The sequence below is a fragment of the Arthrobacter sp. AG367 genome (assembly GCF_007828995.1).
Taxonomy (GTDB): Bacteria; Actinomycetota; Actinomycetes; order Actinomycetales; family Micrococcaceae; genus Arthrobacter.
Genome location: NZ_VIVE01000004.1, coordinates 53,188 through 76,319 on the forward strand (window position 1 = coordinate 53,188; position 23,132 = coordinate 76,319).

The 23,132-nt window shown below is 62.8% G+C and carries 22 protein-coding genes; 1 reads left to right on the top strand and 21 read right to left on the bottom strand.

What is annotated here, in order from left to right:
• The 12 genes from rplN to rpsJ all read right to left on the bottom strand — a co-directional run bounded on the left by rplN (nucleotide 1) and on the right by rpsJ (nucleotide 6,352).
• The gene (rplN, locus tag FB478_RS12605) at nucleotides 1-369 is read right to left on the bottom strand and encodes a 50S ribosomal protein L14 (RefSeq protein ID WP_003803789.1); all 369 of its coding nucleotides are present in this window, start codon (nucleotides 367-369) and stop codon (nucleotides 1-3) included.
• Between the two features lie 630 nt (nucleotides 370-999).
• Nucleotides 1,000-1,305 carry a 30S ribosomal protein S17 gene (gene rpsQ / locus FB478_RS12610; protein ID WP_018769137.1) on the bottom strand — a complete coding sequence of 102 codons (306 nt, stop codon included), beginning with the start codon at nucleotides 1,303-1,305 and terminating at the stop codon, nucleotides 1,000-1,002.
• Nucleotides 1,302-1,631 carry a 50S ribosomal protein L29 gene (gene rpmC / locus FB478_RS21485; protein WP_018769136.1) on the bottom strand — a complete coding sequence of 110 codons (330 nt, stop codon included), beginning with the start codon at nucleotides 1,629-1,631 and terminating at the stop codon, nucleotides 1,302-1,304. Before rpmC ends, rpsQ begins: the two co-directional genes overlap by 4 nt.
• A gap of 2 nt (nucleotides 1,632-1,633) precedes the next feature.
• Entirely contained in the window at nucleotides 1,634-2,050 is a 417-nt protein-coding gene (gene rplP / locus FB478_RS12620) for a 50S ribosomal protein L16 (protein ID WP_015937848.1), read from the bottom strand.
• Nucleotides 2,051-2,881 (bottom strand): 30S ribosomal protein S3, encoded by an 831-nt coding sequence (rpsC, locus tag FB478_RS12625; RefSeq protein WP_018769135.1) that lies wholly within the window; start codon nucleotides 2,879-2,881, stop codon nucleotides 2,051-2,053.
• Nucleotides 2,882-3,247 carry a 50S ribosomal protein L22 gene (rplV, locus tag FB478_RS12630; protein WP_009358304.1) on the bottom strand — a complete coding sequence of 122 codons (366 nt, stop codon included), beginning with the start codon at nucleotides 3,245-3,247 and terminating at the stop codon, nucleotides 2,882-2,884.
• 38 nt (nucleotides 3,248-3,285) lie between these two features.
• Entirely contained in the window at nucleotides 3,286-3,567 is a 282-nt protein-coding gene (gene rpsS / locus FB478_RS12635; protein WP_003803803.1) for a 30S ribosomal protein S19, read from the bottom strand.
• A gap of 12 nt (nucleotides 3,568-3,579) precedes the next feature.
• Complete coding sequence (gene rplB, locus FB478_RS12640) at nucleotides 3,580-4,419, bottom strand: 50S ribosomal protein L2 (protein WP_026264302.1); 840 nt, start codon at nucleotides 4,417-4,419, stop codon at nucleotides 3,580-3,582.
• A 29-nt stretch (nucleotides 4,420-4,448) separates the two neighbouring features.
• Nucleotides 4,449-4,754 (bottom strand): 50S ribosomal protein L23, encoded by a 306-nt coding sequence (rplW, locus tag FB478_RS12645; protein ID WP_011692807.1) that lies wholly within the window; start codon nucleotides 4,752-4,754, stop codon nucleotides 4,449-4,451.
• Complete coding sequence (gene rplD / locus FB478_RS12650) at nucleotides 4,751-5,371, bottom strand: 50S ribosomal protein L4 (protein WP_018769134.1); 621 nt, start codon at nucleotides 5,369-5,371, stop codon at nucleotides 4,751-4,753. Before rplD ends, rplW begins: the two co-directional genes overlap by 4 nt.
• A 4-nt stretch (nucleotides 5,372-5,375) precedes the next feature.
• The gene (rplC, locus tag FB478_RS12655; RefSeq protein ID WP_018769133.1) at nucleotides 5,376-6,026 is read right to left on the bottom strand and encodes a 50S ribosomal protein L3; all 651 of its coding nucleotides are present in this window, start codon (nucleotides 6,024-6,026) and stop codon (nucleotides 5,376-5,378) included.
• Between the two features lie 17 nt (nucleotides 6,027-6,043).
• The gene (gene rpsJ, locus FB478_RS12660; protein ID WP_003803825.1) at nucleotides 6,044-6,352 is read right to left on the bottom strand and encodes a 30S ribosomal protein S10; all 309 of its coding nucleotides are present in this window, start codon (nucleotides 6,350-6,352) and stop codon (nucleotides 6,044-6,046) included.
• Between the two features lie 398 nt (nucleotides 6,353-6,750).
• Between rpsJ and FB478_RS12665 the strand changes: the two genes are divergently transcribed.
• The gene (locus tag FB478_RS12665) at nucleotides 6,751-8,187 is read left to right on the top strand and encodes a GH1 family beta-glucosidase (RefSeq protein ID WP_018769132.1); all 1,437 of its coding nucleotides are present in this window, start codon (nucleotides 6,751-6,753) and stop codon (nucleotides 8,185-8,187) included.
• 36 nt (nucleotides 8,188-8,223) lie between these two features.
• Here the strand turns inward: FB478_RS12665 and FB478_RS12670 are convergent, their stop codons facing one another.
• The 9 genes from FB478_RS12670 to FB478_RS12705 all read right to left on the bottom strand — a co-directional run bounded on the left by FB478_RS12670 (nucleotide 8,224) and on the right by FB478_RS12705 (nucleotide 22,984).
• Entirely contained in the window at nucleotides 8,224-9,474 is a 1,251-nt protein-coding gene (locus FB478_RS12670; RefSeq protein WP_026265740.1) for an Nramp family divalent metal transporter, read from the bottom strand.
• Nucleotides 9,475-9,583: 109 nt separating this feature from the next.
• Entirely contained in the window at nucleotides 9,584-9,709 is a 126-nt protein-coding gene (locus FB478_RS21385; RefSeq protein WP_018769130.1) for a hypothetical protein, read from the bottom strand.
• A gap of 101 nt (nucleotides 9,710-9,810) precedes the next feature.
• Nucleotides 9,811-11,001: an elongation factor Tu gene (gene tuf, locus FB478_RS12675; protein WP_056334246.1), complete on the bottom strand. Its 1,191-nt coding sequence runs from the start codon at nucleotides 10,999-11,001 to the stop codon at nucleotides 9,811-9,813.
• A gap of 257 nt (nucleotides 11,002-11,258) precedes the next feature.
• Nucleotides 11,259-13,373, bottom strand: a complete 2,115-nt coding sequence (gene fusA / locus FB478_RS12680) for an elongation factor G (protein WP_144600747.1) — start codon at nucleotides 13,371-13,373, stop codon at nucleotides 11,259-11,261.
• A 69-nt stretch (nucleotides 13,374-13,442) separates the two neighbouring features.
• Nucleotides 13,443-13,913, bottom strand: coding sequence for a 30S ribosomal protein S7 (gene rpsG / locus FB478_RS12685; RefSeq protein ID WP_003803829.1), 471 nt, complete (start codon nucleotides 13,911-13,913; stop codon nucleotides 13,443-13,445).
• A 1-nt stretch (nucleotide 13,914) separates the two neighbouring features.
• The gene (gene rpsL / locus FB478_RS12690; protein ID WP_009358312.1) at nucleotides 13,915-14,289 is read right to left on the bottom strand and encodes a 30S ribosomal protein S12; all 375 of its coding nucleotides are present in this window, start codon (nucleotides 14,287-14,289) and stop codon (nucleotides 13,915-13,917) included.
• Nucleotides 14,290-14,673: 384 nt separating this feature from the next.
• Nucleotides 14,674-18,573, bottom strand: coding sequence for a DNA-directed RNA polymerase subunit beta' (locus FB478_RS12695; RefSeq protein ID WP_144600749.1), 3,900 nt, complete (start codon nucleotides 18,571-18,573; stop codon nucleotides 14,674-14,676).
• Nucleotides 18,574-18,676: 103 nt separating this feature from the next.
• Nucleotides 18,677-22,186: a DNA-directed RNA polymerase subunit beta gene (gene rpoB / locus FB478_RS12700; protein ID WP_018769127.1), complete on the bottom strand. Its 3,510-nt coding sequence runs from the start codon at nucleotides 22,184-22,186 to the stop codon at nucleotides 18,677-18,679.
• 309 nt (nucleotides 22,187-22,495) lie between these two features.
• A complete protein-coding gene (locus tag FB478_RS12705; protein WP_315898346.1) occupies nucleotides 22,496-22,984 on the bottom strand; it encodes a hypothetical protein in 489 nt (162 codons plus the stop codon).
• Between the last annotated feature and the right edge of the window lie 148 nt (nucleotides 22,985-23,132).

Consider the following 23,132-nt stretch of genomic DNA (forward strand, 5'->3'; position numbering starts at 1 on the left):
CTAGAGCACCTCCGGAGCCAGAGAAACGATCTTCATGAACTTCTTGTCACGCAGTTCACGACCAACCGGTCCGAAGATACGGGTACCGCGGGGGTCACCGTCGTTCTTCAGGATCACAGCTGCGTTCTCGTCAAACTTGATGTAGGAACCATCCGCACGGCGGCGTTCCTTCTTGGTACGGACGATGACGGCCTTGACCACATCGCCCTTCTTTACGTTGCCGCCCGGGATTGCATCCTTGACGGTGGCGACAATGACGTCACCGATGCCTGCGTAGCGACGGCCGGATCCACCGAGAACGCGAATGGTAAGGATTTCCTTAGCACCCGTGTTGTCGGCGACCTTGAGTCGCGACTCCTGCTGAATCACTATTTACTCCTTGCGTCGCGCCGGTTCTCAGGCCGTGATCTTGCTACGGAATGAGCCTTGCGGAACGGTTGATCGGGGTGTCTCTTGACCTGCCTGGATTTTGCCAGACCAGGCCTAAACGCCCGTGCCAGAAGCAGTTGCTCCCATCCGGTCCGGGACGGATCCCGGGCGCACAGGGGCACTATGCTGTGGCACGCTTGTTTACGAGGTTGATGACGGCGCGCGAAAGGCGCCATACAAACTCAATATCCTAGCACATTTTCCGCCGGTCCCCATATCACCACCGCCCACCACCCCGCAAGACGGACGACGGCGTCACGCAGGGCAGCCTTTCGGCCCACCAAAGGTGCCACTCCCCCGCCAGTCCAGGCGCCGCCGTCGTCCGGCAGTCCACTACGCCCCATCACTACCTGCAGGAAATCCTCCAACGCGCCATCACCTCCCGCTGGTACGTTTCGGCAAGTGATGTGGCGTTTCCGAAAAGCGTGCAGGAACTGATGGGGCGCTTCGGGAAAAGATGCAGGAAGTGATGGGGCGTCTGTGTGGGACGGACGGCCACGCCCGCTGCCCGTTAAACGAGGAAGCCCCCGCTCCCGGGAGGGAGCAGGGGCAACAGCTAAGCAGCAGGTGCTACTTGGCCTTCTCGAGGATTTCCACGAGCCGCCAGTTCTTGGTGGCGGACAGCGGACGGGTCTCGGCGATGACTACGAGGTCGCCGATGCCGGCGGTGTTCTCTTCGTCGTGTGCCTTGACCTTGGAAGTGCGGCGGATGACCTTGCCGTACAGTGCGTGCTTCACGCGGTCTTCAACCTCGACGACGATGGTCTTTTCCATCTTGTCAGAGACCACGTAGCCGCGACGGGTCTTGCGGTAACCGCGCTGCCCAGCCTTGGCTGCGGTAGCAGTTTCGGTCACGTTCTGGTCCTTTTCACTCACTTGGCGTCCTCCTCGGTCTCAGCCTTTTCAGCCTTGTCGGCCTTCTTGGTTGAAGCCTTCTTGGACTTCTTCTCTTCCTTGGCTTCCACAACCGGTGCGGCAACCTCGGCACGAATGCCCAGCTCGCGTTCGCGGAGAACGGTGTAGATGCGGGCGATGTCCTTCTTTACCGCGCGCAGGCGACCGTGGTTCTCCAGCTGTCCGGTGGCGGACTGGAAACGCAGGTTGAACAGCTCTTCCTTGGCCTTGCGGAGTTCTTCAACGAGACGCTCGTTGTCGAAACCGTCCAGCTGTGCGGGAGCCAGATCCTTGGATCCTACTGCCATTTCTACTCACCACCTTCGCGACGCACAATGCGTGCCTTCAACGGCAGCTTGTGGATTGCCAGGCGCAGGGCCTCGCGAGCTACCTCTTCATTGACACCGGAGAGTTCGAAAAGAACCCGGCCCGGCTTGACGTTGGCGACCCACCATTCCGGTGAACCCTTACCGGAACCCATGCGGGTTTCGGCCGGCTTCTTGGTCAGGGGACGGTCCGGGTAGATGTTGATCCAGACCTTACCGCCACGCTTGATGTGGCGGGTCATCGCAATACGGGCAGATTCGATCTGGCGGTTGGTGACGTATGCCGGGCTCAGCGCCTGGATACCCCACTCACCGAACGAGACCTCGGTGCCGCCCGTGGCAGCGCCGGAACGACCCGGGTGGTGCTGCTTACGGTGCTTGACTCGACGTGGGATAAGCATTTAAGCCTGTCCTCCTTCTACAGCAGCAGGTGCTGCTTCAACTGCCGGTGCTTCGGCAGCAGGAGCTGCGTCAGCGGCCGGGCGGTCGGTGCGACGGCGGCGGTCACCACGGTCAGCGCCACCCGGGCGGCCGGGACGGTCGCCACGGTTACCGCGGGACGGAGCTGCAGCAGCCTGTGCTGCCAGTTCCTTGGCGGTGACGTCACCCTTGTAGATCCAGACCTTCACGCCGATACGGCCGAAGGTGGTCTTGGCTTCGTAGAAGCCGTAGTCGATGTTCGCGCGGAGGGTGTGCAGGGGCACACGGCCTTCGCGGTAGAACTCCGAGCGGGACATTTCAGCGCCACCCAGGCGGCCCGAGCAGGCGATACGGATGCCCTTGGCACCTGCACGCTGAGCGGACTGCATGGCCTTCTTCATCGCACGGCGGAATGCCACGCGGGAAGTCAGCTGCTCTGCAACGCCCTGGGCAACAAGCTGGGCTTCCATCTCGGGGTTCTTGACCTCGAGGATGTTCAGCTGGACCTGCTTGCCGGTGAGCTTTTCGAGCTCGCCGCGGATGCGGTCTGCTTCTGCTCCACGGCGGCCGATGACGATGCCGGGACGTGCCGTGTGGATGTCCACGCGGACACGGTCACGGGTGCGCTCGATCTCGACCTTGGCGATGCCGGCGCGCTCCATGCCCGTGGACATGAGCTGGCGGATGCGGATGTCTTCGCGGACGAAGTCCTTGTACCGCTGGCCTGCCTTGGTGCTGTCAGCGAACCAGTGCGATACGTGATCGGTGGTGATGCCGAGTCGGAACCCGTGCGGGTTTACTTTCTGTCCCACTTAGCGAGCCTCCTCTTTCTCCGGGGTAGCGACTACCACGGTGATGTGGCTGGTGCGCTTCTTGATCTGAAATGCACGACCCTGGGCACGCGGCTGGAACCGCTTCATGGTCGGGCCTTCATCAACAAACGCTTCGCTGATGATGAGGTCGCCTTCGTCAAACGCCACGCCGTCGCGGTCCGCGAGGACCCGGGCGTTGGAGATTGCCGACTGAACTACCTTGAATACCGGCTCCGAAGCTGCCTGGGGGGCAAACTTCAGAATTGCCAGAGCCTCATTCGCTTGCAATCCACGAACAAGGTTGACGACGCGCCGGGCCTTCATAGGCGTTACGCGGATGTGGCGCGCAATTGCCTTGGCTTCCATTGCTTTCCTTCTCTCGTCTTTGACGTAAACGCAGGCGCCTAGCGGCGCTTGCCCTTACGGTCGTCCTTGACATGGCCGCGGAATGTCCGCGTGGGAGCGAATTCGCCGAGCTTGTGCCCGACCATCGACTCAGTGACAAACACCGGGATGTGCTTGCGTCCGTCGTGTACGGCGATCGTGTGTCCGAGCATGTCGGGGATGATCATCGAACGGCGGGACCAGGTCTTGATGACGTTCTTGGTGCCCTTTTCGTTTTCCCTGGCTACCTTCACAAAGAGGTGCTGGTCGACGAAAGGACCTTTTTTCAGGCTGCGTGGCATGTGTCCAGGCTCCTATCGCTTGTTCTTGCCAGTACGACGGCGACGCACAATAAGCTTGTCGCTCTCTTTGTTGGGGCGGCGGGTGCGGCCTTCACGCTTACCGTTCGGGTTGACGGGGTTACGTCCACCGGACGTCTTACCCTCGCCACCACCGTGCGGGTGGTCAACCGGGTTCATGGCAACACCACGGACGGTCGGGCGGACGCCCTTCCACCGCATACGGCCGGCCTTGCCCCAGTTGATGTTCGACTGCTCGGCGTTGCCCACCTCGCCGACGGTTGCGCGGCAGCGCACGTCAACGTTGCGGATTTCACCGGAAGGCAGGCGCAGCTGGGCGAAGCGGCCTTCCTTGGCAACAAGCTGGATGGATGCGCCGGCGGAGCGGCCCATCTTGGCGCCGCCACCCGGACGCAGTTCCACTGCGTGGATAACGGTACCCACCGGGATGTTGAGCAGGGGCAGGTTGTTACCGGGCTTGATGTCAGCACCGGCACCTGCCTCGACAACGTCACCCTGGGAGAGCTTGTTGGGAGCGATGATGTAACGCTTGGTGCCATCAACGTAGTGCAGGAGGGCGATGCGAGCCGTGCGGTTCGGATCGTACTCGATTTCGGCAACGCGGGCGTTGACGCCGTCCTTGTCGTGGCGACGGAAGTCGATCAGACGGTACTGGCGCTTGTGCCCACCACCCTTGTGACGGGTGGTGATCTTACCGGTGTTGTTACGGCCGCCCTTCTTGGGCAGCGGACGTACCAACGACTTTTCCGGCGTCGACCGCGTAATTTCGATGAAGTCCGCTACGCTCGAGCCACGACGGCCCGGGGTAGTCGGCTTGTACTTACGGATTCCCATAATTTATTTCCTCGTTAAAGTGGTCTCCGCTACGCGAGCGGACCGCCGAAGATGTCGATGGTGCCTTCTTTGAGGGTGACAATCGCACGCTTGGTGTTCTTGCGGGTACCCCATCCGAATTTGGTGCGCTTGCGCTTACCGGCACGGTTGATGGTGTTGATCGATTCGACCTTGACGGAGAAGATCTTCTCCACGGCCAGCTTGATCTCGGTCTTGTTCGAACGGGGGTCCACCAGGAAGGTGTACTTGCCCTCGTCGATCAGGCCGTAGCTCTTTTCCGACACGACGGGTGCAAGCACGACGTCGCGGGGATCCTTGATGGTGGCTGCACTCACTTGGCATCCTCCTCGTTCTTAGCTGCCTTAGCGGCAACGAATGCGTCGTAGGCAGCCTTGGTGAAGACAACGTCATCAGAGACGAGAACGTCGTAGGTGTTCAGCTGGTCTACGTACAGAACGTGAACGCCGGCGAGGTTGCGCACGGACAGTGCGGCAACGTCGTTATCGCGCTCGATGACGACCAGCAGGTTCTTGCGGTCGGACACACCGCGGAGCGTTGCCAGTGCGGTCTTGGCGGAGGGCTTGGTGCCTTCAACCAGTTCTGCGACAACGTGGATGCGACCGTTGCGTGCCCGGTCAGACAGTGCGCCGCGCAGTGCAGCAGCAATCATCTTCTTGGGGGTGCGCTGGCTGTAGTCACGCGGGGTGGGACCGTGGACGATGCCACCGCCGGTCATGTGGGGAGCACGGATGGAACCCTGACGGGCGCGGCCGGTGCCCTTCTGCTTGAACGGCTTGCGTCCTGCACCGGAAACTTCAGCGCGGGTCTTGGTCTTGTGGGTTCCCTGGCGGGCAGCAGCGAGCTGGGCAACGACAACCTGGTGCAGCAGCGGCACGTTGGTCTGAACGTCGAAGATCTCTGCAGGCAGGTCAACCTGGACAGTGTTAGCCATTGAACTAGGCTCCCTTCACGGCGGTGCGTACGAGTACGACCTGGCCGCGGGCGCCGGGAACGGCACCCTTGATCAGGAGCAGCGACTTCTCGACGTCAACCGCGTGGACCGTGAGGTTCAGCGTGGTGTGACGAACGGCGCCCATGCGGCCGGCCATTTTCATGCCCTTGAAGACGCGGCTCGGGGTGGATGCGCCACCGATTGAACCGGGCTTACGGTGGTTCTTGTGGGCACCGTGGGAAGCTCCAACACCGTGGAAGCCGTGACGCTTCATAACACCGGCGAAGCCCTTACCCTTGGTGGTGCCGATGACGTCGATCTTCTGGCCGGCTTCGAAGACCTCTACGGAGAGCTCCTGGCCCAGCTCGTACTCGGCAGCATCTGCGGTACGGAGTTCGACGACGTGGCGGCGAGGCGTGACGCCTGCCTTTTCAAAGTGACCAGCCAGCGGCTTGGTGACCTTGCGGGGATCGATCTGGCCGTAGCCGATCTGAACGGCGACGTAGCCATCGGTCTCAGCGTTGCGCAGCTGGGTGATGACGTTCGAGTCTGCCTGGACCACAGTGACGGGGATGAGCTTGTTGTTCTCGTCCCAGACCTGGGTCATGCCGAGCTTCGTGCCCAACAGGCCCTTTACGTTACGGGTTGCGGTCATAGTTTCTCAGCACCTCCCTACAGCTTGATTTCGATGTTCACGTCAGCCGGCAGGTCGAGACGCATGAGCGAGTCAACAGCCTTCGGCGTGGGATCGATGATGTCGATAAGACGCTTGTGCGTGCGCATTTCAAAGTGCTCGCGGCTGTCCTTGTACTTGTGCGGAGAGCGGATCACGCAGTACACGTTCTTCTCCGTCGGCAGCGGCACGGGGCCGACTACCGTTGCGCCTGCGCGCGTGACCGTCTCAACGATCTTCCGTGCTGAAACGTCAATGACCTCGTGGTCGTATGACTTCAGCCGGATGCGGATTTTTTGTCCCGCCATGTCGCCTGACTCTCTTTCAGTCTGTGCTTCCCCGGTTTAGGGCTGCCCTGTTCACTTACTCGTTGTATGGCTGCCGAAGCATTTGAGGTCGTAACCACCATCCGCCGCACAAACTGAATCCGGATGAATCCGGGTTCCTCACCTTGCCGGCGTAACCGACCCCCGCGGTCGGGCGTGTCGCGCTGGGCGCACATATAAATCCGCAGTTCCATGGGGGTGGGTTATGTTTGGTCTTCAGCTTGGACCCTGCACCCGGCATTATCCGGATCGGGACGCGAAGAAGCGCTTGAACAACTCATCTAGTATGCCGGAAATCCGCGGCAGATGCGAATCGGCTCCGGGTCCGGGCTGGTCACCGGCCATTGCCGCGGACCCGAACGCGCTGGATGATAGGGAGCATGACCCTGGAAGGCACTGAATCGGTGACCGAACTGGCCGGACGCGTTCCGCCGTCGTTCACGCTTGGCGTCGCGGCGGCGGCGTTCCAAATTGAAGGCGCACTCAAGGCCGGGGGCCGTGGGCCATCGGGGTGGGATGCCTTTGCGGAGAAGCCCGGCGCCATCCAGGACGGACACTCCCCCGCCGTGGCCTGCGACCATTACAACAGGTTGCCGGAGGATGTGGCGCTGCTCAAGGAACTGGGCGTTGACTCATACCGGTTCTCGCTGTCCTGGCCACGCATCCAGCCGGATGGCCAGGGCGGCTTCAATCCCGAGGGCCTGGACTTTTACGACCGGCTGATCGACCAACTCCTTGAGGCCGGCATCTCCCCCATGGCAACGCTCTACCACTGGGACACCCCGTTGCCCCTGGAACACCGCGGCGGCTGGCTGAACCGTGACACCGCGGAGCGGTTTGGCGAGTATGCCAGGGCTGCCGGCGAGCGGTTCGGCGACCGTGTGGCGCAGTGGGTCACCCTCAACGAACCGGTCTCGGTCACCCTGAACGGCTATGCCCTTGGAGTGCACGCACCGGGGCGCCGGTTGATGTTTGACGCCCTTCCCGCCATCCATCACCAGCTCCTGGCGCACGGGCTCGGCGTGCAGGCACTGCGGGCCGCCGGCGTGGCGGGCGGCATCGGCCTGACCAACCTGCACTCCCCCGTCAGGCCCGCCACCAGGAAGCTTGGCGACCGGCTGGTGGCCCATCTCTACGACCTGCTCATGAACAGGATCTATGCCGACCCCGTCCTGCTGGGCCAATACCCCTCGCTGCCGCTGTACGCTAAGCCCTGGCTGCGATCAATCGGCAGGATTTCCGATGCGGACCTCCGGACCATCCACCAGCCGCTGGACTTCTACGGACTGAACTACTACTTCCCCGTCAAGGTGGCCCTGGGGCCGGGCATCACTCCCCTGCCTGCGGATATGCACAAGCAACTCGCCAAGCTGCCCTTCCACGAGGTTGGCTACTCCGAGTTCGACAGCACAGGATTCGGCTGGCCCGTGGCACCGGACCATCTGGGAATCCTGCTGCGGGAAATGCGGGACCGGTACGGAGCGGCCCTCCCGCCGGTGTACATCACCGAGGGCGGTGCCAGCTTCCCCGAACCCGACCGTATCGCCGGCACACTGGAAGACACCGACCGCGTGGAGTACCTTGCCGCACATCTGACGGCAGCGCTTGACGCCACCGCCCCCGGCGGCCACGCCGAGGGCGTGGATCTCCGGGGCTACTACGTCTGGACGCTGATGGACAACTTTGAGTGGGCGGCCGGCTACTCGCAGCGTTTTGGGCTGGTGCACGTGGACTTCGAGACACTGGAGCGGACGCCCAAGCGGTCCTTCTACTGGTACCAGGCGCTGTCCAGGGCACGGCGCCACCGGCCACATTAGTGGCGCGCCACCAGCACCGTAGCGGCGGCGGCGGATTCAGCCGTGTCCCAACACCGTGAGGAAGATCAGCACGCAGTTCAAGCCCACGATCAGGGTGGCGCTGGTCCACCCGGCGATCTTGAGCGGCTTTGAATCGGCGTGGATGCCCATCACCTTGCGGCTGCCGGTGAGCCGGATCAGGGGGATCAGCGCGAACGGGATGCCGAAACTCAGGAGGACCTGGCTCAGGACCAACGCCAGCGTCGGTTCAATCCCTGCGCCCAGGACCGCCAGCGCGGGAATCAGGGTGACGGTCCGCCGGACCAGCAGGGGAATCCGCACCTTGAGGAGGCCGCCCATGATGGTGGCCCCGGCGTAGCATCCCACCGAGGTGGACGCCAGGCCGGAGGCCAGCAGGCCCACAGCGAAAACGACGCCGATCACAGGGCCCAGTGCGGACGTCACGGCAGCGTGCGCGCCGGCAATGGTGTCAGTACCCTCCACGCCGCGAAGGCTGGAGGCAGCCAGCAGCAGCATGGCAATGTTGACGACGCCGGCGAGCAGCAGAGCGCCGGCGACATCCACGCGCGTGGTTCGGATCAGCCGGGTCCTGACCGCCGGATCTTCGGAGAATCCGTGGCGGTCGCGGGCAAGGGCGGAATGCAGGTAGATGGCATGCGGCATAACCGTGGCACCGAGCATGCTCGCCGCGAGCAGCACGGTGTCGGTTCCCTCGAACCGGGGCACCAGTCCGGCCAGGGCGCCGCCGGCGTCAGGCGGTGCGACGAAGAGGCCCGAAACGAACCCGACAGCAATGACGCCCAGCAGGGTAAGAATGGCAAATTCGAAGGATTTCTGGCTGCGGTGCGACTGGAGCGCCAGCAGCAGCATGGACGCCAGGCCGATAATGACGCCGCCGGTCAGCAGGGGCAGGCCGAACAACAGGTTCAGTGCCACTGCCCCACCGATAACCTCGGCCATGTCAGTGGCCCCGGCAACGATCTCGGCCTGCACCCAATAGGCGCGGCGGCGCCGCGTGCCCAGGCGCTTGCCGAGGATTTCGGGCAGGCTCATGCCGGTGGCGAGCCCCAGCTTGGCTGACTGGTACTGGATCAGTACGGCCATGCCATTGGCTGCAACGAGGACCCAGACCAGGAGGTAGCCGAAGCTGGCGCCGGCGGTCAGGTTGGCGGCGACATTTCCCGGGTCGACGTAGGCAATGGCAGCTACGAATGCCGGCCCGAGCAGGAGCAGGCGGGACCAGATCCTGGGGGTGGCGGATTCTGCCGTCATTGTTGAAACAGCCATTGCGTGTCCTCGTCGTTGCGGGCGTCGATATGACGAGGATACCCCGAATTTAGGTATACCGAAAAGTAGGAGTAAGGACTACCGGCAGATCGCTGTGCTCACGCCGTTGCTACTGGTTTTTGTTTGCCCTGTTGATCCGCTTGGCCCGGTCAATCTCGCGCCGGAAGTACTTCCTGGTCCAGAACACCCCGGCTACAACGGCAACCGCGATGATCAGGAAAATAAGCCATCCCATGATGAACTCCTTTCAGTGGTGCAACAGTACCAGTGGCCCCTTAACGAAAAAGGACAGCCCCGCTGCTACTGCAGCGGGGCTGTCCTTTAGGTCAGCAAGTACTACTTGATGATCTTGGTAACACGTCCCGAACCAACGGTGCGGCCGCCTTCGCGGATTGCGAAGCCGAGGCCCTCTTCCATAGCGATCGGCTGGATGAGCGCAACGGTCATCTCAGTGTTGTCGCCAGGCATAACCATTTCCGTGCCCTCGGGCAGGGTGATAACGCCGGTTACGTCCGTGGTACGGAAGTAGAACTGCGGGCGGTAGTTGGAGTAGAACGGGTTGTGACGTCCGCCTTCGTCCTTGGAGAGGATGTAGACGTTGGCCTCGAAGTCGGTGTGCGGGGTGATGGAACCCGGCTTGACGACAACCTGGCCACGCTCGACATCGTCGCGCTTCAGACCGCGGAGCAGGAGGCCACAGTTCTCGCCGGCCCATGCTTCGTCGAGCTGCTTGTGGAACATCTCGATACCGGTAACCGTGGTCTTCTGGACCGGGCGGATGCCGACAATCTCGACCTCGGAGTTGATGGCGAGGGTTCCACGCTCGGCGCGGCCCGTAACAACGGTGCCACGACCGGTGATGGTGAAGACGTCCTCGATCGGCATCAGGAACGGCTTGTCGCGGTCACGTACGGGGTCCGGAACGGACTCGTCGACTGCTGCCATCAGGTCCTCAACGGACTTGACCCACTCGGGGTCGCCTTCCAGGGCCTTCAGGCCGGAAACGCGGACGACGGGAGCTTCGTCACCATCGAAGCCCTGAGAGCTCAGGAGCTCACGAACTTCCATTTCAACGAGGTCCAGCAGTTCCTCATCGTCAACCATGTCGGCCTTGTTCAGGGCGACCAGCAGGTAGGGAACACCAACCTGGCGAGCGAGCAGAACGTGCTCGCGGGTCTGAGCCATCGGGCCGTCGGTAGCGGCAACCACGAGGATTGCGCCGTCCATCTGGGCAGCACCGGTGATCATGTTCTTGATGTAGTCAGCGTGGCCGGGGGCGTCAACGTGTGCGTAGTGACGCTTCTCGGTCTGGTACTCCACGTGGGAGATGTTGATGGTAATACCGCGCTGACGCTCTTCGGGTGCAGAGTCAATCGACGCGAAGTCACGCTTCTCGTTGAGATCCGGGTACTTGTCGTACAGCACCTTGGAAATGGCGGCCGTCAGCGTCGTCTTACCGTGGTCAACGTGACCAATGGTGCCGATGTTGACGTGCGGCTTAGTCCGCTCGAACTTTGCCTTTGCCACAGGTTCCTCCTAGAACGTTTTCAAATAGCTTGCCCTCCAGCCGCGCTTATCGCGGTAGAACTCAGGCAAGTCTACTTGGGGGGCTTTGGATTGGTGAAATTGCAGATTCAGGAACTAATACTAATCCCCTGAGCCTGTTCGTGCAGGGGCCGGACCGGCTTGCCGGATAAATCCGGCCGGCCCGGCCACCTGCACCGGCTGCGCTGTCCGCTGGCGGACTGCCCAACCGAGGTGTTCGCTTTGAAAGTCCGGAAGGACTACTCGCCGCGGGACTTCTGGATGATCTCGTCGGCAACTGCCTTCGGGACCTCGGCGTAGCTGTTGAACGTCATGGAGTACACAGCGCGGCCCTGGGTCTTGGAGCGCAGGTCACCGATGTAGCCGAACATGCCGGACAGCGGAACGTGCGCACGGATGACCTTGACGCCCTGTGCATCTTCCATGGACTGCATCTGGCCACGGCGGGAGTTGAGGTCACCAATAACTTCACCCATGTATTCCTCAGGGGTGCGGACCTCGACATCCATCAGTGGTTCGAGCAGAACCGGGTTCGCCTTGCGTGCAGCTTCCTTGAAAGCCATACGGCCGGCGATCTTGAACGCCATTTCCGAGGAGTCAACATCGTGGTACGCGCCGTCGATCAGCGTGGCCTTGATGCCGACAACCGGGTAGCCGGCCAGGACGCCGTCGTTCAGTGCATCCTGGATGCCCGCGTCAACGGACGGGATGTATTCGCGCGGAACGCGGCCACCGGTGACCTTGTTCTCGAACTCGTACAGCTCGCCTTCGGCGGTGTCCAGCGGCTCGATGGCGATCTGGATCTTTGCGAACTGGCCCGAACCACCGGTCTGCTTCTTGTGCGTGTAGTCGTGGCGTTCGACGGCGCGCTTGATGGTTTCGCGGTAGGCAACCTGGGGCTTGCCCACGTTTGCCTCGACCTTGAATTCGCGGCGCATGCGGTCCACCAGGATGTCCAGGTGGAGCTCGCCCATGCCGGCGATGATGGTCTGGCCGGTGTCTTCGTTGAGGGACACCTGGAAGGTGGGGTCCTCAGCGGAGAGCTTCTGGATGGCCGTGGAGAGCTTCTCCTGGTCACCCTTGGTGTTCGGCTCGATGGCAACCGAGATCACGGGCTCCGGGAAGCTCATGGACTCAAGCACGATCTGGTTGTTGGCATCACACAGGGTGTCACCCGTGGTGGTGTCCTTCAGGCCAATGGCTGCGTAGATGTGGCCGGCGGTAGCGCCCTCAACGGGCATTTCCTTGTTGGCGTGCATCTGGAACAGCTTGCCGATGCGCTCCTTCTTGCCCTTGGTGGAGTTGACCACCTGGGCGCCTGCTTCCACGTGACCGGAGTACACGCGGATGAAGGTGAGCTGGCCGAAGAAGGGGTGCGCAGCAATCTTGAACGCCAGAGCCGAGAAGGGCTCTTCCGAGGAAGGCTTGCGCGTCAGTTCCTTCTCTTCGTCGCGAGGATCGTGGCCGACCATCGGGGGGACGTCGAGCGGGTTCGGCAGGTAGTCCACAACTGCGTCGAGCATGGGCTGAACGCCACGGTTCTTGAAAGCGGAACCGCAGAAGATCGGGTACAGCTCGGAGTTGATGGTCATCTTGCGGATGCCGGCCTTGAGCTCGTCAATCGAGATCTCTTCACCCTCGAGGTACTTGTCCATGAGTTCCTCGGAGGACTCAGCGACAGTCTCAATAAGGGTCGCGCGGTATTCCTCAGCCTTTTCCTGGAGGTCAGCCGGGATCTCGCGGATCTCGTACTTGGCACCCATGGTCACGTCACCCTTGGCGTCGCCGGGCCATACCAGGGCGCGCATGTAGAGCAGGTCAACGACGCCGATGAAGTCGTTCTCGGCACCGATGGGCAGCTGCATGACCAGCGGCTTGGCACCGAGGCGGCTGATGATGGTGTCTACGGTGAAGTAGAAGTCAGCACCGAGCTTGTCCATCTTGTTGACGAAGCAGATACGCGGAACGTTGTACTTGTCAGCCTGGCGCCAAACAGTCTCGGACTGCGGCTCAACGCCTTCCTTGCCATCGAAGACGGCGACTGCACCGTCGAGGACGCGCAGGGAGCGCTCAACCTCAACCGTGAAGTCAACGTGGCCGGGGGTGTCGATGATGTTGATCTGGTTGTTTTCCCAGAAGCAGGTCACGGCGGCAGACGTGATGGTGATGCCGCGTTCCTTTTCCTGTTCCATCCAGTCGGTGGTCGAAGCGCCGTCGTGCGTTTCGCCGATCTTGTGGTTCACACCCGTGTAGAACAGGATGCGCTCGGTGGTGGTGGTCTTGCCGGCATCAATATGGGCCATGATGCCGATGTTGCGGACCTTACTAAGGTCGGTAAGCACGTCCTGTGCCACGGGGTCTCCTTTTGGGATGGACTACGCGTTCGCCGCCGGCTCTGTTGAGCCGGCGGCGTCCGGGGAGTATTACCAGCGGTAGTGTGCGAAGGCCTTGTTGGACTCGGCCATCTTGTGGGTGTCTTCGCGACGCTTCACAGCGGCACCGAGACCGTTGGACGCATCCAGGATTTCGTTCTGGAGACGCTCGGTCATCGTCTTCTCGCGGCGGGCCTTGGAGTAGCCAACCAGCCAGCGCAGGGCGAGTGCGGTGGAGCGGCCGGGCTTGACCTCAACCGGAACCTGGTAGGTGGCGCCACCGACACGGCGGGAGCGGACCTCGAGGGAAGGCTTGACGTTGTCCATGGCCTTCTTCAGGGCTGCAACGGGGTCGCCGCCGGACTTGGCGCGTGCGCCTTCGAGTGCACCGTAGACAATGCGCTCTGCCGTGGACTTCTTGCCGTCAACGAGCACCTTGTTGATGAGCTGGGTTACCAGCGGGGAACCGTATACCGGATCCGAAACGAGCGGCCGCTTGGGGGCCGGACCCTTGCGAGGCATATTACTTCTTCTCCATCTTTGCGCCGTAGCGGCTGCGGGCCTGCTTACGGTTCTTCACACCCTGGGTATCGAGGGCGCCACGGACGATCTTGTAGCGGACACCCGGGAGGTCCTTCACACGACCACCGCGAACGAGCACAATGGAGTGCTCCTGCAGGTTGTGGCCAACACCGGGGATGTAGGCGGTAACTTCCACGCCGCCGTTGAGGCGCACACGTGCCACCTTACGCAGAGCCGAGTTCGGCTTCTTCGGGGTGGTGGTGTAGACGCGGGTGCAGACACCGCGGCGCATGGGGCTGCCCTTAAGCGCGGGAGCCTTGGTCTTTGAGACCTTAGGCGTGCGGCCCTTGCGGACCAGCTGGTTAATCGTAGGCACTCTCGTGTTCTCCGTTTTATCCGGAGTGGCTGTTTCCGGCCACTCTCCTGTTGCGTTGCCCCGCCGCCCGGGCCTTGAAGAAGATCTCCAGGGCGGCGAAGGCGAAGCCTTAATAGTCGGATCGCATTCCCGGGGGCGACTGGCGTCGGACAAGTCCCTAGGCATGCAAAAATGTGGCATACGTTGCACAAGAACCCTGCAAACCGGAAACGTCGCTCTGGTCCAGCTTTTCAGCTGGTACCGGCGCTCTCATCCACTGCCACAATAACAATTGGTTACAAGTCTAGCACGGACAGGCTCCATGCCTTAATCGGGGGGTTAAAGCGGATGGTCCCCCACCTTTCGGTGCGGGACCATCCCCTCGTAAGGCTCTACCGGAGTTGGTTACCGGAAGTCGTTGCCCAGGTCGTAGTCATCCAGCGGGATGGCGTGGAACTCGGGGGCTCCGTCACCGCCCAGGGTGTCGTACGAGAAGTCACTGAATGCGCTGGGGCCGGTGAACAGGTTGGCCTTTGCTTCCTCAGTGGGCTCGACGGTGACCTCGGTGTAGCGCGGGAGGCCCGTGCCGGCCGGGATCAGCTTACCGATGATGACGTTTTCCTTCAGGCCCAGCAGCGGATCGCTCTTGCCTTCCATGGCCGCCTGCGTCAGGACGCGGGTGGTCTCCTGGAAGGAAGCTGCGGACAGCCAGGACTCGGTGGCCAGCGATGCCTTGGTGATGCCCATGAGCTCGGGACGTCCGGAAGCCGGAGTCTTGCCCTCGGACACAACGCGGCGGTTCGCTTCCTCGAACCGGCTGCGCTCGGCGAGTTCGCCGGGCAGCAGGTCCGATTCGCCGGACTCGATGACCGTGACGCGGCGCAGCATCTGGCGGACGATAACCTCGACGTGCTTGTCGTGGATACCGATGCCCTGGCTGCGGTACACGCCCTGGACTTCGTCCACCAGGAACTTCTGTGCCGCACGCGGACCCATGATGCGCAGGACCTGCTTGGGGTCCACCGGGCCGTTGATCAGCTTCTGTCCGACGGAGACGTGGTCGCCGTCTTCGATCAGCAGGCGTGAACGGCGCAGGACCGGGTAAGCGATCTCTTCCGTTCCGTCATCCGGGGTGATGACCAGGCGCATCTGGCGCTCGGACTCTTCGATGGTGATGCGGCCGGCTGCTTCAGCAATCGGGGCGACACCCTTCGGAGTACGGGCTTCGAAGAGCTCCTGGATACGGGGCAGACCCTGGGTGATGTCGTCGCCGCCGCTGGCGGAAACTGCACCACCGGTGTGGAACGTACGCATCGTCAGCTGGGTACCGGGTTCACCGATGGACTGTGCGGCGATGATGCCCACGGCCTCGCCGATGTCCACGGTCTTGCCGGTGGCAAGCGAACGGCCGTAGCACAGGGCGCAGGTGCCGACGCTGGACTCACAGGTGAGTACGGAGCGGACCTTGACCTCGGTGATGCCTGCCTTGAAGAGCTCGGCGATGACGACGTCGCCACAGTCGGTGCCGGCGGCTGCGAGGACGTTGCCCTCGGAGTCCAAGACGTCGACGGCGAGCGTACGTGCGTAGGCGCTGTTCTCGACGTTCTCGTCCAGGACGAGTTCACCGTTGGAGTCGGCGACGGCGATGGGCGTGACCAGGCCACGCTCGGTGCCGCAGTCTTCTTCGCGGACGATGACGTCCTGGGAGACGTCCACCAGACGACGGGTCAGGTAACCCGAGTTGGCGGTACGCAGAGCGGTATCGGCCAGGCCCTTACGGGCGCCGTGGGTGGCGATGAAGTATTCCAGCACCGACAGGCCCTCACGGTAGGAGGACTTGATGGGGCGCGGGATGATCTCACCCTTCGGGTTGGCCACCAGGCCACGGATACCCGCGATCTGGCGGACCTGCATCCAGTTACCACGTGCACCGGAGGACACCATGCGGTTGATGGTGTTCATCGGGGACAGGCTGTCACGCATTGCCTGGGCGATCTCGTTGGTCGCCTTGTTCCAGATCTCGATCAGTTCCTGGCGGCGCTCGTCGTCGTCGATCAGGCCCTTGTCGTACTGGCCCTGGATCTTGGCGGCCCGCTCTTCGTACCCGGCAAGGATTTCCGGCTTGGCGGCCGGGACCTCGATGTCGGAGATGGCGACGGTGACGCCCGAACGGGTGGCCCAGTAGAAACCGGCATCTTTCAGGTTGTCCAGCGTTGCTGCGGTGACGACCTTCGGGTAGCGCTCGGCAAGGTCGTTGACGATGCGGGAAAGTTCGCCCTTGTCGGCAACAGCCTCAACCCAGGGGTAGTCCTCGGGCAGGGTCTCGTTGAAGAGGACCTGGCCCAGGGAGGTCTGGACGAGTGCGGGCTGACCCGGCTCCCAGCCTTCCGGAGCTTCCCAGCCGGCGTAGGGCACGAAGCCTTCGAGGCGGATCTTGACCTGCGAGTTCAGGTGCAGCTCGCGGGCATCGAACGCCATGATGGCTTCCGAAACCGAACCGAAGATGCGGCCTTCGCCGGCAGAACCGACACGCTTGGTGGTCAGGTGGTACAGGCCGATGATCATATCCTGCGAAGGCAGGGTGACCGGGCGTCCGTCGGAGGGCTTCAGGATGTTGTTCGAGGACAGCATCAGGATGCGGGCCTCAGCCTGCGCCTCGGGGCTCAGCGGCAGGTGCACTGCCATCTGGTCGCCGTCGAAGTCGGCGTTGAACGCGCCACAAACCAGCGGGTGCAGCTGGATTGCCTTGCCTTCGACAAGCTGCGGCTCGAACGCCTGGATGCCCAGGCGGTGCAGGGTAGGTGCACGGTTGAGCAGCACCGGGTGTTCGGTAATGATCTCTTCGAGCACGTCCCAGACCTGCGGGCGGTAGCGCTCCACCATCCGCTTGGCCGATTTGATGTTCTGGGCGTGGTTGAGGTCAACCAGGCGCTTCATCACGAACGGCTTGAAGAGCTCCAGGGCCATCTGCTTGGGCAGGCCGCACTGGTGCAGCTTCAGCTGCGGGCCGACGACGATGACCGAACGGCCGGAGTAGTCGACGCGCTTGCCGAGGAGGTTCTGGCGGAAACGGCCCTGCTTGCCCTTGAGCATGTCGCTCAGGGACTTCAGCGGACGGTTGCCCGGTCCGGTGACCGGACGGCCGCGGCGGCCGTTGTCGAAGAGGCTGTCAACAGCTTCCTGAAGCATGCGCTTCTCGTTGTTGACGATGATCTCCGGAGCACCCAGGTCAAGCAGGCGCTTGAGGCGGTTGTTGCGGTTGATCACGCGGCGGTAGAGGTCGTTGAGGTCGGAGGTCGCGAAGCGGCCACCGTCCAGCTGGACCATGGGGCGCAGTTCCGGCGGGATCACCGGGACGGCGTCGAGGACCATGCCAAGCGGGCTGTTGTTGGTGGTCAGGAACGCGTTGACCACCTTCAGGCGCTTGAGGGCGCGGGTCTTGCGCTGGCCCTTGCCGTTGGCGATGACGTCGCGCAGCAGGTCGGACTCGGCCTGCATGTCGAAGTTCTCAAGGCGCTTCTTGATGGCTTCGGCACCCATGGAGCCCTCGAAGTACATGCCGTAGCGGTCGCGCAGTTCGCGGTACAGGCCTTCGTCACCTTCGAGGTCGGCGACCTTCAGGTTCTTGAAGCGGTCCCAGACCTGCTCGAGGCGCTCGATGTCGGCGTCGGCACGCTTGCGCACGTTGGCCATCTGGCGGTCGGCGGAGTCGCGGGCCTTCTTCTTGTCGGCAGCCTTGGCGCCTTCGCCTTCGAGGCGTGCGATTTCGCCTTCGAGGTCGCGGGCGATCGCGGCGATGTCGGCATCGCGGTTGTCGATCAGCTGCTTCTTCTCGATGTCGTGCTCAACCTGCAGGTTGGGCAGTTCCTCGTGGCGGGCAGCTTCGTCAACGCTGGTGATCATGTAGGCGGCGAAGTAGATGACCTTTTCGAGGTCCTTCGGGGCCAGGTCAAGCAGGTAGCCCAGGCGGGACGGAACACCCTTGAAGTACCAGATGTGCGTGACGGGGGCGGCCAGTTCGATGTGGCCCATGCGCTCACGGCGGACCTTGGCGCGGGTGACTTCAACGCCACAGCGCTCACAGATGATGCCCTTGAAGCGCACGCGCTTGTACTTGCCGCAGTAGCATTCCCAGTCCCGGGACGGGCCGAAGATCTTCTCGCAGAAGAGGCCGTCCTTCTCGGGCTTGAGCGTGCGGTAGTTGATGGTTTCCGGCTTCTTAACCTCGCCGTACGACCAGCCGCGGATGTCTTCCGCGGTGGCGAGGCCGATCTGCATGAGGCCGAAGGAGGATTCGCTGGACATATGGTCCCTGTTCTCTCTTGTTCTCTAAATTCTGAAGTCTTGGTGCGGGATGAGGGAGGGGGCGTACGACGGCGGGTGGTCACCCGCCGTCGCAAACCTCCTGCTAGACCTCTTCTACGGAGCTGGGCTCTGCGCGAGACAGATCGATGCCCAGTTCCTCCGCAGCCGTGAAGACTGCGTCATCAGAGTCACGCATTTCAATTGTGGTTCCGTCCGTGGAAAGGACTTCCACGTTCAGGCACAGCGACTGCATTTCCTTGATCAAGACCTTGAAGGATTCGGGAACGCCCGGCTCGGGGATGTTCTCGCCCTTGACGATTGCTTCGTAGACCTTCACACGACCGTGGATGTCATCCGACTTGATCGTGAGGAGTTCCTGGAGCGTGTAGGCGGCGCCGTAAGCTTCGAGCGCCCACACTTCCATTTCACCGAAGCGCTGGCCACCGAACTGTGCCTTACCACCCAGCGGCTGCTGCGTGATCATGGAGTACGGGCCGGTGGAGCGTGCGTGGATCTTGTCGTCCACCAGGTGGTGGAGCTTCAGGATGTACATGTAGCCGACCGAGATCGGATCCGGGAACGGCTCGCCGGAGCGGCCGTCAAACAGGCGGGTCTTGCCGGAGGAGTTGATCAGGCGCTCACCATCGCGGGTCACGTTGGTGGAATCCAGCAGGCCCGTGATTTCCTCTTCGCGGGCACCGTCGAACACCGGCGTCGCAACAGTGGTGGGGCCACTCTCGCGCGGCAGGTTCGGCAGCTGCTTGACCCACTCGGGCTCGCCTTCGATCTTCCAACCGGTCTTGGCAACCCAGCCAAGGTGGGTTTCGAGCACCTGCCCCACATTCATACGGCCCGGAACACCCAGCGGGTTCAGGACGATGTCAACGGGGGTGCCGTCGGCAAGGAAGGGCATGTCCTCAACGGGGAGGATCTTGGAGATAACACCCTTGTTGCCGTGGCGGCCGGCGAGCTTGTCGCCGTCGGTGATCTTGCGCTTGGCGGCCACGTAGACGCGGACCAGCTGGTTCACGCCCGGGGGCAGCTCGTCGTCGTTGTCGCGGTCGAAGACGCGGACGCCGATGACGGTGCCGGACTCGCCGTGGGGCACCTTCAGGGAGGTGTCGCGGACTTCGCGGGACTTCTCACCGAAGATGGCGCGCAGCAGGCGCTCTTCCGGGGTCAGTTCGGTTTCACCCTTCGGGGTGACCTTTCCAACCAGGATGTCCCCTGCTTCAACCTCGGCACCGATGTGGATGATGCCGCGCTCGTCCAGGCCTGCCAGGACTTCCTCGGACACGTTGGGGATGTCACGGGTGATTTCCTCGGCACCAAGCTTGGTGTCGCGGGCATCGATCTCGTGCTCCTCGATGTGGATGGAGGAAAGGACGTCCTCGGCAACGATGCGCTGCGAGAGGATGATGGCGTCCTCGAAGTTGTGGCCTTCCCATGACATGAATGCCACGAGCAGGTTCTTGCCCAGTGCGAGCTCGCCCTGGTCCGTTGCCGGGCCGTCGGCGATGATGCCGCCAACTTCCAGGCGCTGGCCTTCGTTCACCAGGACGCGGTGGTTGTAGCAGTTGCCCTGGTTGGAGCGGGCGAACTTGTTGATGCGGTAGTTGGTCTCGGTGCCGTCGTCGTTGAGCATGATGACGAGCTCGGCGGAAACCTCGGTGACCACACCGGCCTTCTTGGCGATGACAACGTCACCGGCGTCGACGGCGGCAGCGCGCTCCATGCCGGTGCCCACGAACGGAGCCTCGGAACGGACCAGCGGCACAGCCTGGCGCTGCATGTTGGCACCCATGAGTGCGCGGTTGGCGTCGTCGTGCTCCAGGAACGGGATCAGGGCGGTAGCCACGGACACCATCTGGCGCGGGGAGACGTCCATGAACTCAACGTCCGCGGCCGGAACCAGGACGGGCTCGCCCCCACCACCACGGGCACGGACCAGCACGGTGTCTTCAGCGAACTTGTTGTTCTCGTCCAGCGGCGCGTTGGCCTGGGCGATCAGGACCTCGGCCTCGTCGTCGGCTGTCAGGTACTGGACGTCGTCGGACACGACGCCGTCCTTGACCAGGCGGTACGGGGTTTCGATGAACCCGAACGGGTTGATGCGTCCGTAGGATGCCAGCGAACCGATCAGGCCGATGTTGGGGCCTTCAGGGGTTTCGATGGGGCACATACGTCCGTAGTGGGACGGGTGCACGTCACGGACTTCCATGCCGGCGCGGTCACGGGACAGACCACCGGGGCCAAGGGCCGACAGGCGGCGCTTGTGGGTCAGGCCCGAGAGCGGGTTGTTCTGGTCCATGAACTGCGACAGCTGGGAGGTTCCGAAGAACTCCTTGATGGCTGCGACCACGGGGCGGATGTTGATCAGGGTCTGCGGCGTGATGGCCTCGACGTCCTGGGTGGTCATACGCTCGCGGACAACGCGCTCCATGCGGGACAGGCCCGTGCGGACCTGGTTCTCGATGAGCTCGCCAACGGCGCGGATGCGGCGGTTGCCGAAGTGGTCGATGTCGTCGATTTCGACGCGCAGGTCCACTTCCTGGCCATCGCGGGTGCCCTTGATGGTCTTCTCGCCGGCGTGCAGCGCGACGAGGAACTTGATCATGGCAACGATGTCTTCAACGTGCAGGACAGAAGCTTCCTTGTCGCCAAGGGAGCGGTCGATGCCCAGCTTGCGGTTGATCTTGTAGCGGCCAACCTTGGCCAGATCGTAGCGCTTGGAGTTGAAGTACAGGTTGTCCAGCAGGGACTGGGCAGCCTCGACGGTGGGCGGCTCGCCCGGACGCAGCTTGCGGTAGATGTCCAGCAGGGCGTCTTCGCGGGTCTCGGTGGCGTCCTTCTCCAGGGTTGCCCGCATGGAGTCGTACTGGCCGAACTCTTCGAGGATCTGGCCTTCGGTCCAGCCAAGGGCCTTCAGCAGGACGGTGACGGACTGCTTGCGCTTGCGGTCGAGGCGGACGCCGACCTGGTCGCGCTTGTCGATCTCGAGCTCAAACCAGGCACCGCGGGACGGGATGATCTTCGCGGTGAAGATGTCCTTGTCGCTGGTCTTGTCAGCGGCGCGCTCGAAGTAGGCGCCCGGGGAACGGACCAGCTGGGAGACGACGACACGCTCGGTGCCGTTGACGACAAAGGTGCCCTTCTCGGTCATCAGCGGGAAGTCACCCATGAACACGGTCTGCTGCTTGATTTCGCCCGTGTTGTTGTTCATGAACTCGGCCTTGACGTACAGCGGAGCCGAGTACGTTGCGTCCCGGTCCTTGCATTCGGCCATGGTGTACTTGGGGTCAGCGAACTCCGGATCGGAGAAGCTCAGGGACATAGTGCCCTGGAAATCCTCGATCGGGGAGATCTCTTCGAAGATGTCCGACAGGCCGGACGTGGTGGCGACGCTGAGATCGTTTTCTTCGACAGCCTTTGCCACGCGTGCCTGCCAGCGCTCATTGCCGACCAGCCAGTCAAAGCTGTCCGTCTGCAGGGCAAGCAGATTCGGAACGTCAAGAGGTTCGTGAATCTTTGCGAATGAGAGCCGGCGAGTGGCACCATCAGTGCTGTCGGCAGTGTTAGCGGTTTCGTTATTAGAGGTGCTCGAGGCGACCAAGAGGGATCCTTCCACAGACCTTCAGGCGTTTTCAGATCTCCCCCGCTGTGCACCCTGCGGAGTGACTCCGCAGCGCTACCATCCGGTTCCGCTATATGACCCGGGACCTGATACTGACTATGCTGTGACCGTTGTTACGGCACGTTGATTGCCAGCTGCCAGGCAAAGCCCACCGCTATATGAAGGCTGAAGGTAAACAGGGAAGACGCAAATATCTACGATACGGCAAAATAACCTACGTGTCTACCCCACATCCGGCCGGATTGCAAGCACCTGATTTTTGGGGACCCCTAGGGCGCCCCCCGGATGCTAGAGCCTGAGCGTGACGCCCGCCGCCGTGCAAGCCGCGGAGTTGGCGAAGACGGCGTCCCGCACCGCGTCCTGGGACTCCGGCGCCGGCTTGGCTCCGGCCTCCGCCGCGGATGAGTGGTCGATGGCCAGCAGGCTCAGGGAGGCAAACAGTCCCTGCAGATCCCCGGAGACGGTGTCCTTGGCGTCCTGGGCCTTCAGGTACACGTCCTCATAGCCCTTGGAGTCAGTGGGTGCAACAGCGGAGTAATCCGCCACCAGCCTGTTGAAGAGCTCGCAGGCTTCCCGGGTTCCGCCTGCCCTGGCACCCTGGCTTGTGCCGTCGGTGGCCAGGGGGCCGCTTCCGGCCGCATCCCGGGTCTGCTCCGGCGATGCGGTCGACTGGACCGATTCCGCCGGCGCCGGGGTGGACACCGAGCAGCCTGCCATCATTCCGCCCGCCAGTAAGGCCGTGGCGGCCGTGGCGGCCGCGATAGATGTCGTCTTCACTGTGTCGCTCCGTCCGTCCCGGCTCCGGACCATCTGTCCCCCTGCAAAGCATGTGCCCCTGCAAAGCCTCGCCGTCCACCCTACGCAAGAGGCCGCCGTCGTGCACAACGCTGCCGATGGGTACCTCTCCCCTGCCGCGTGTGGAACG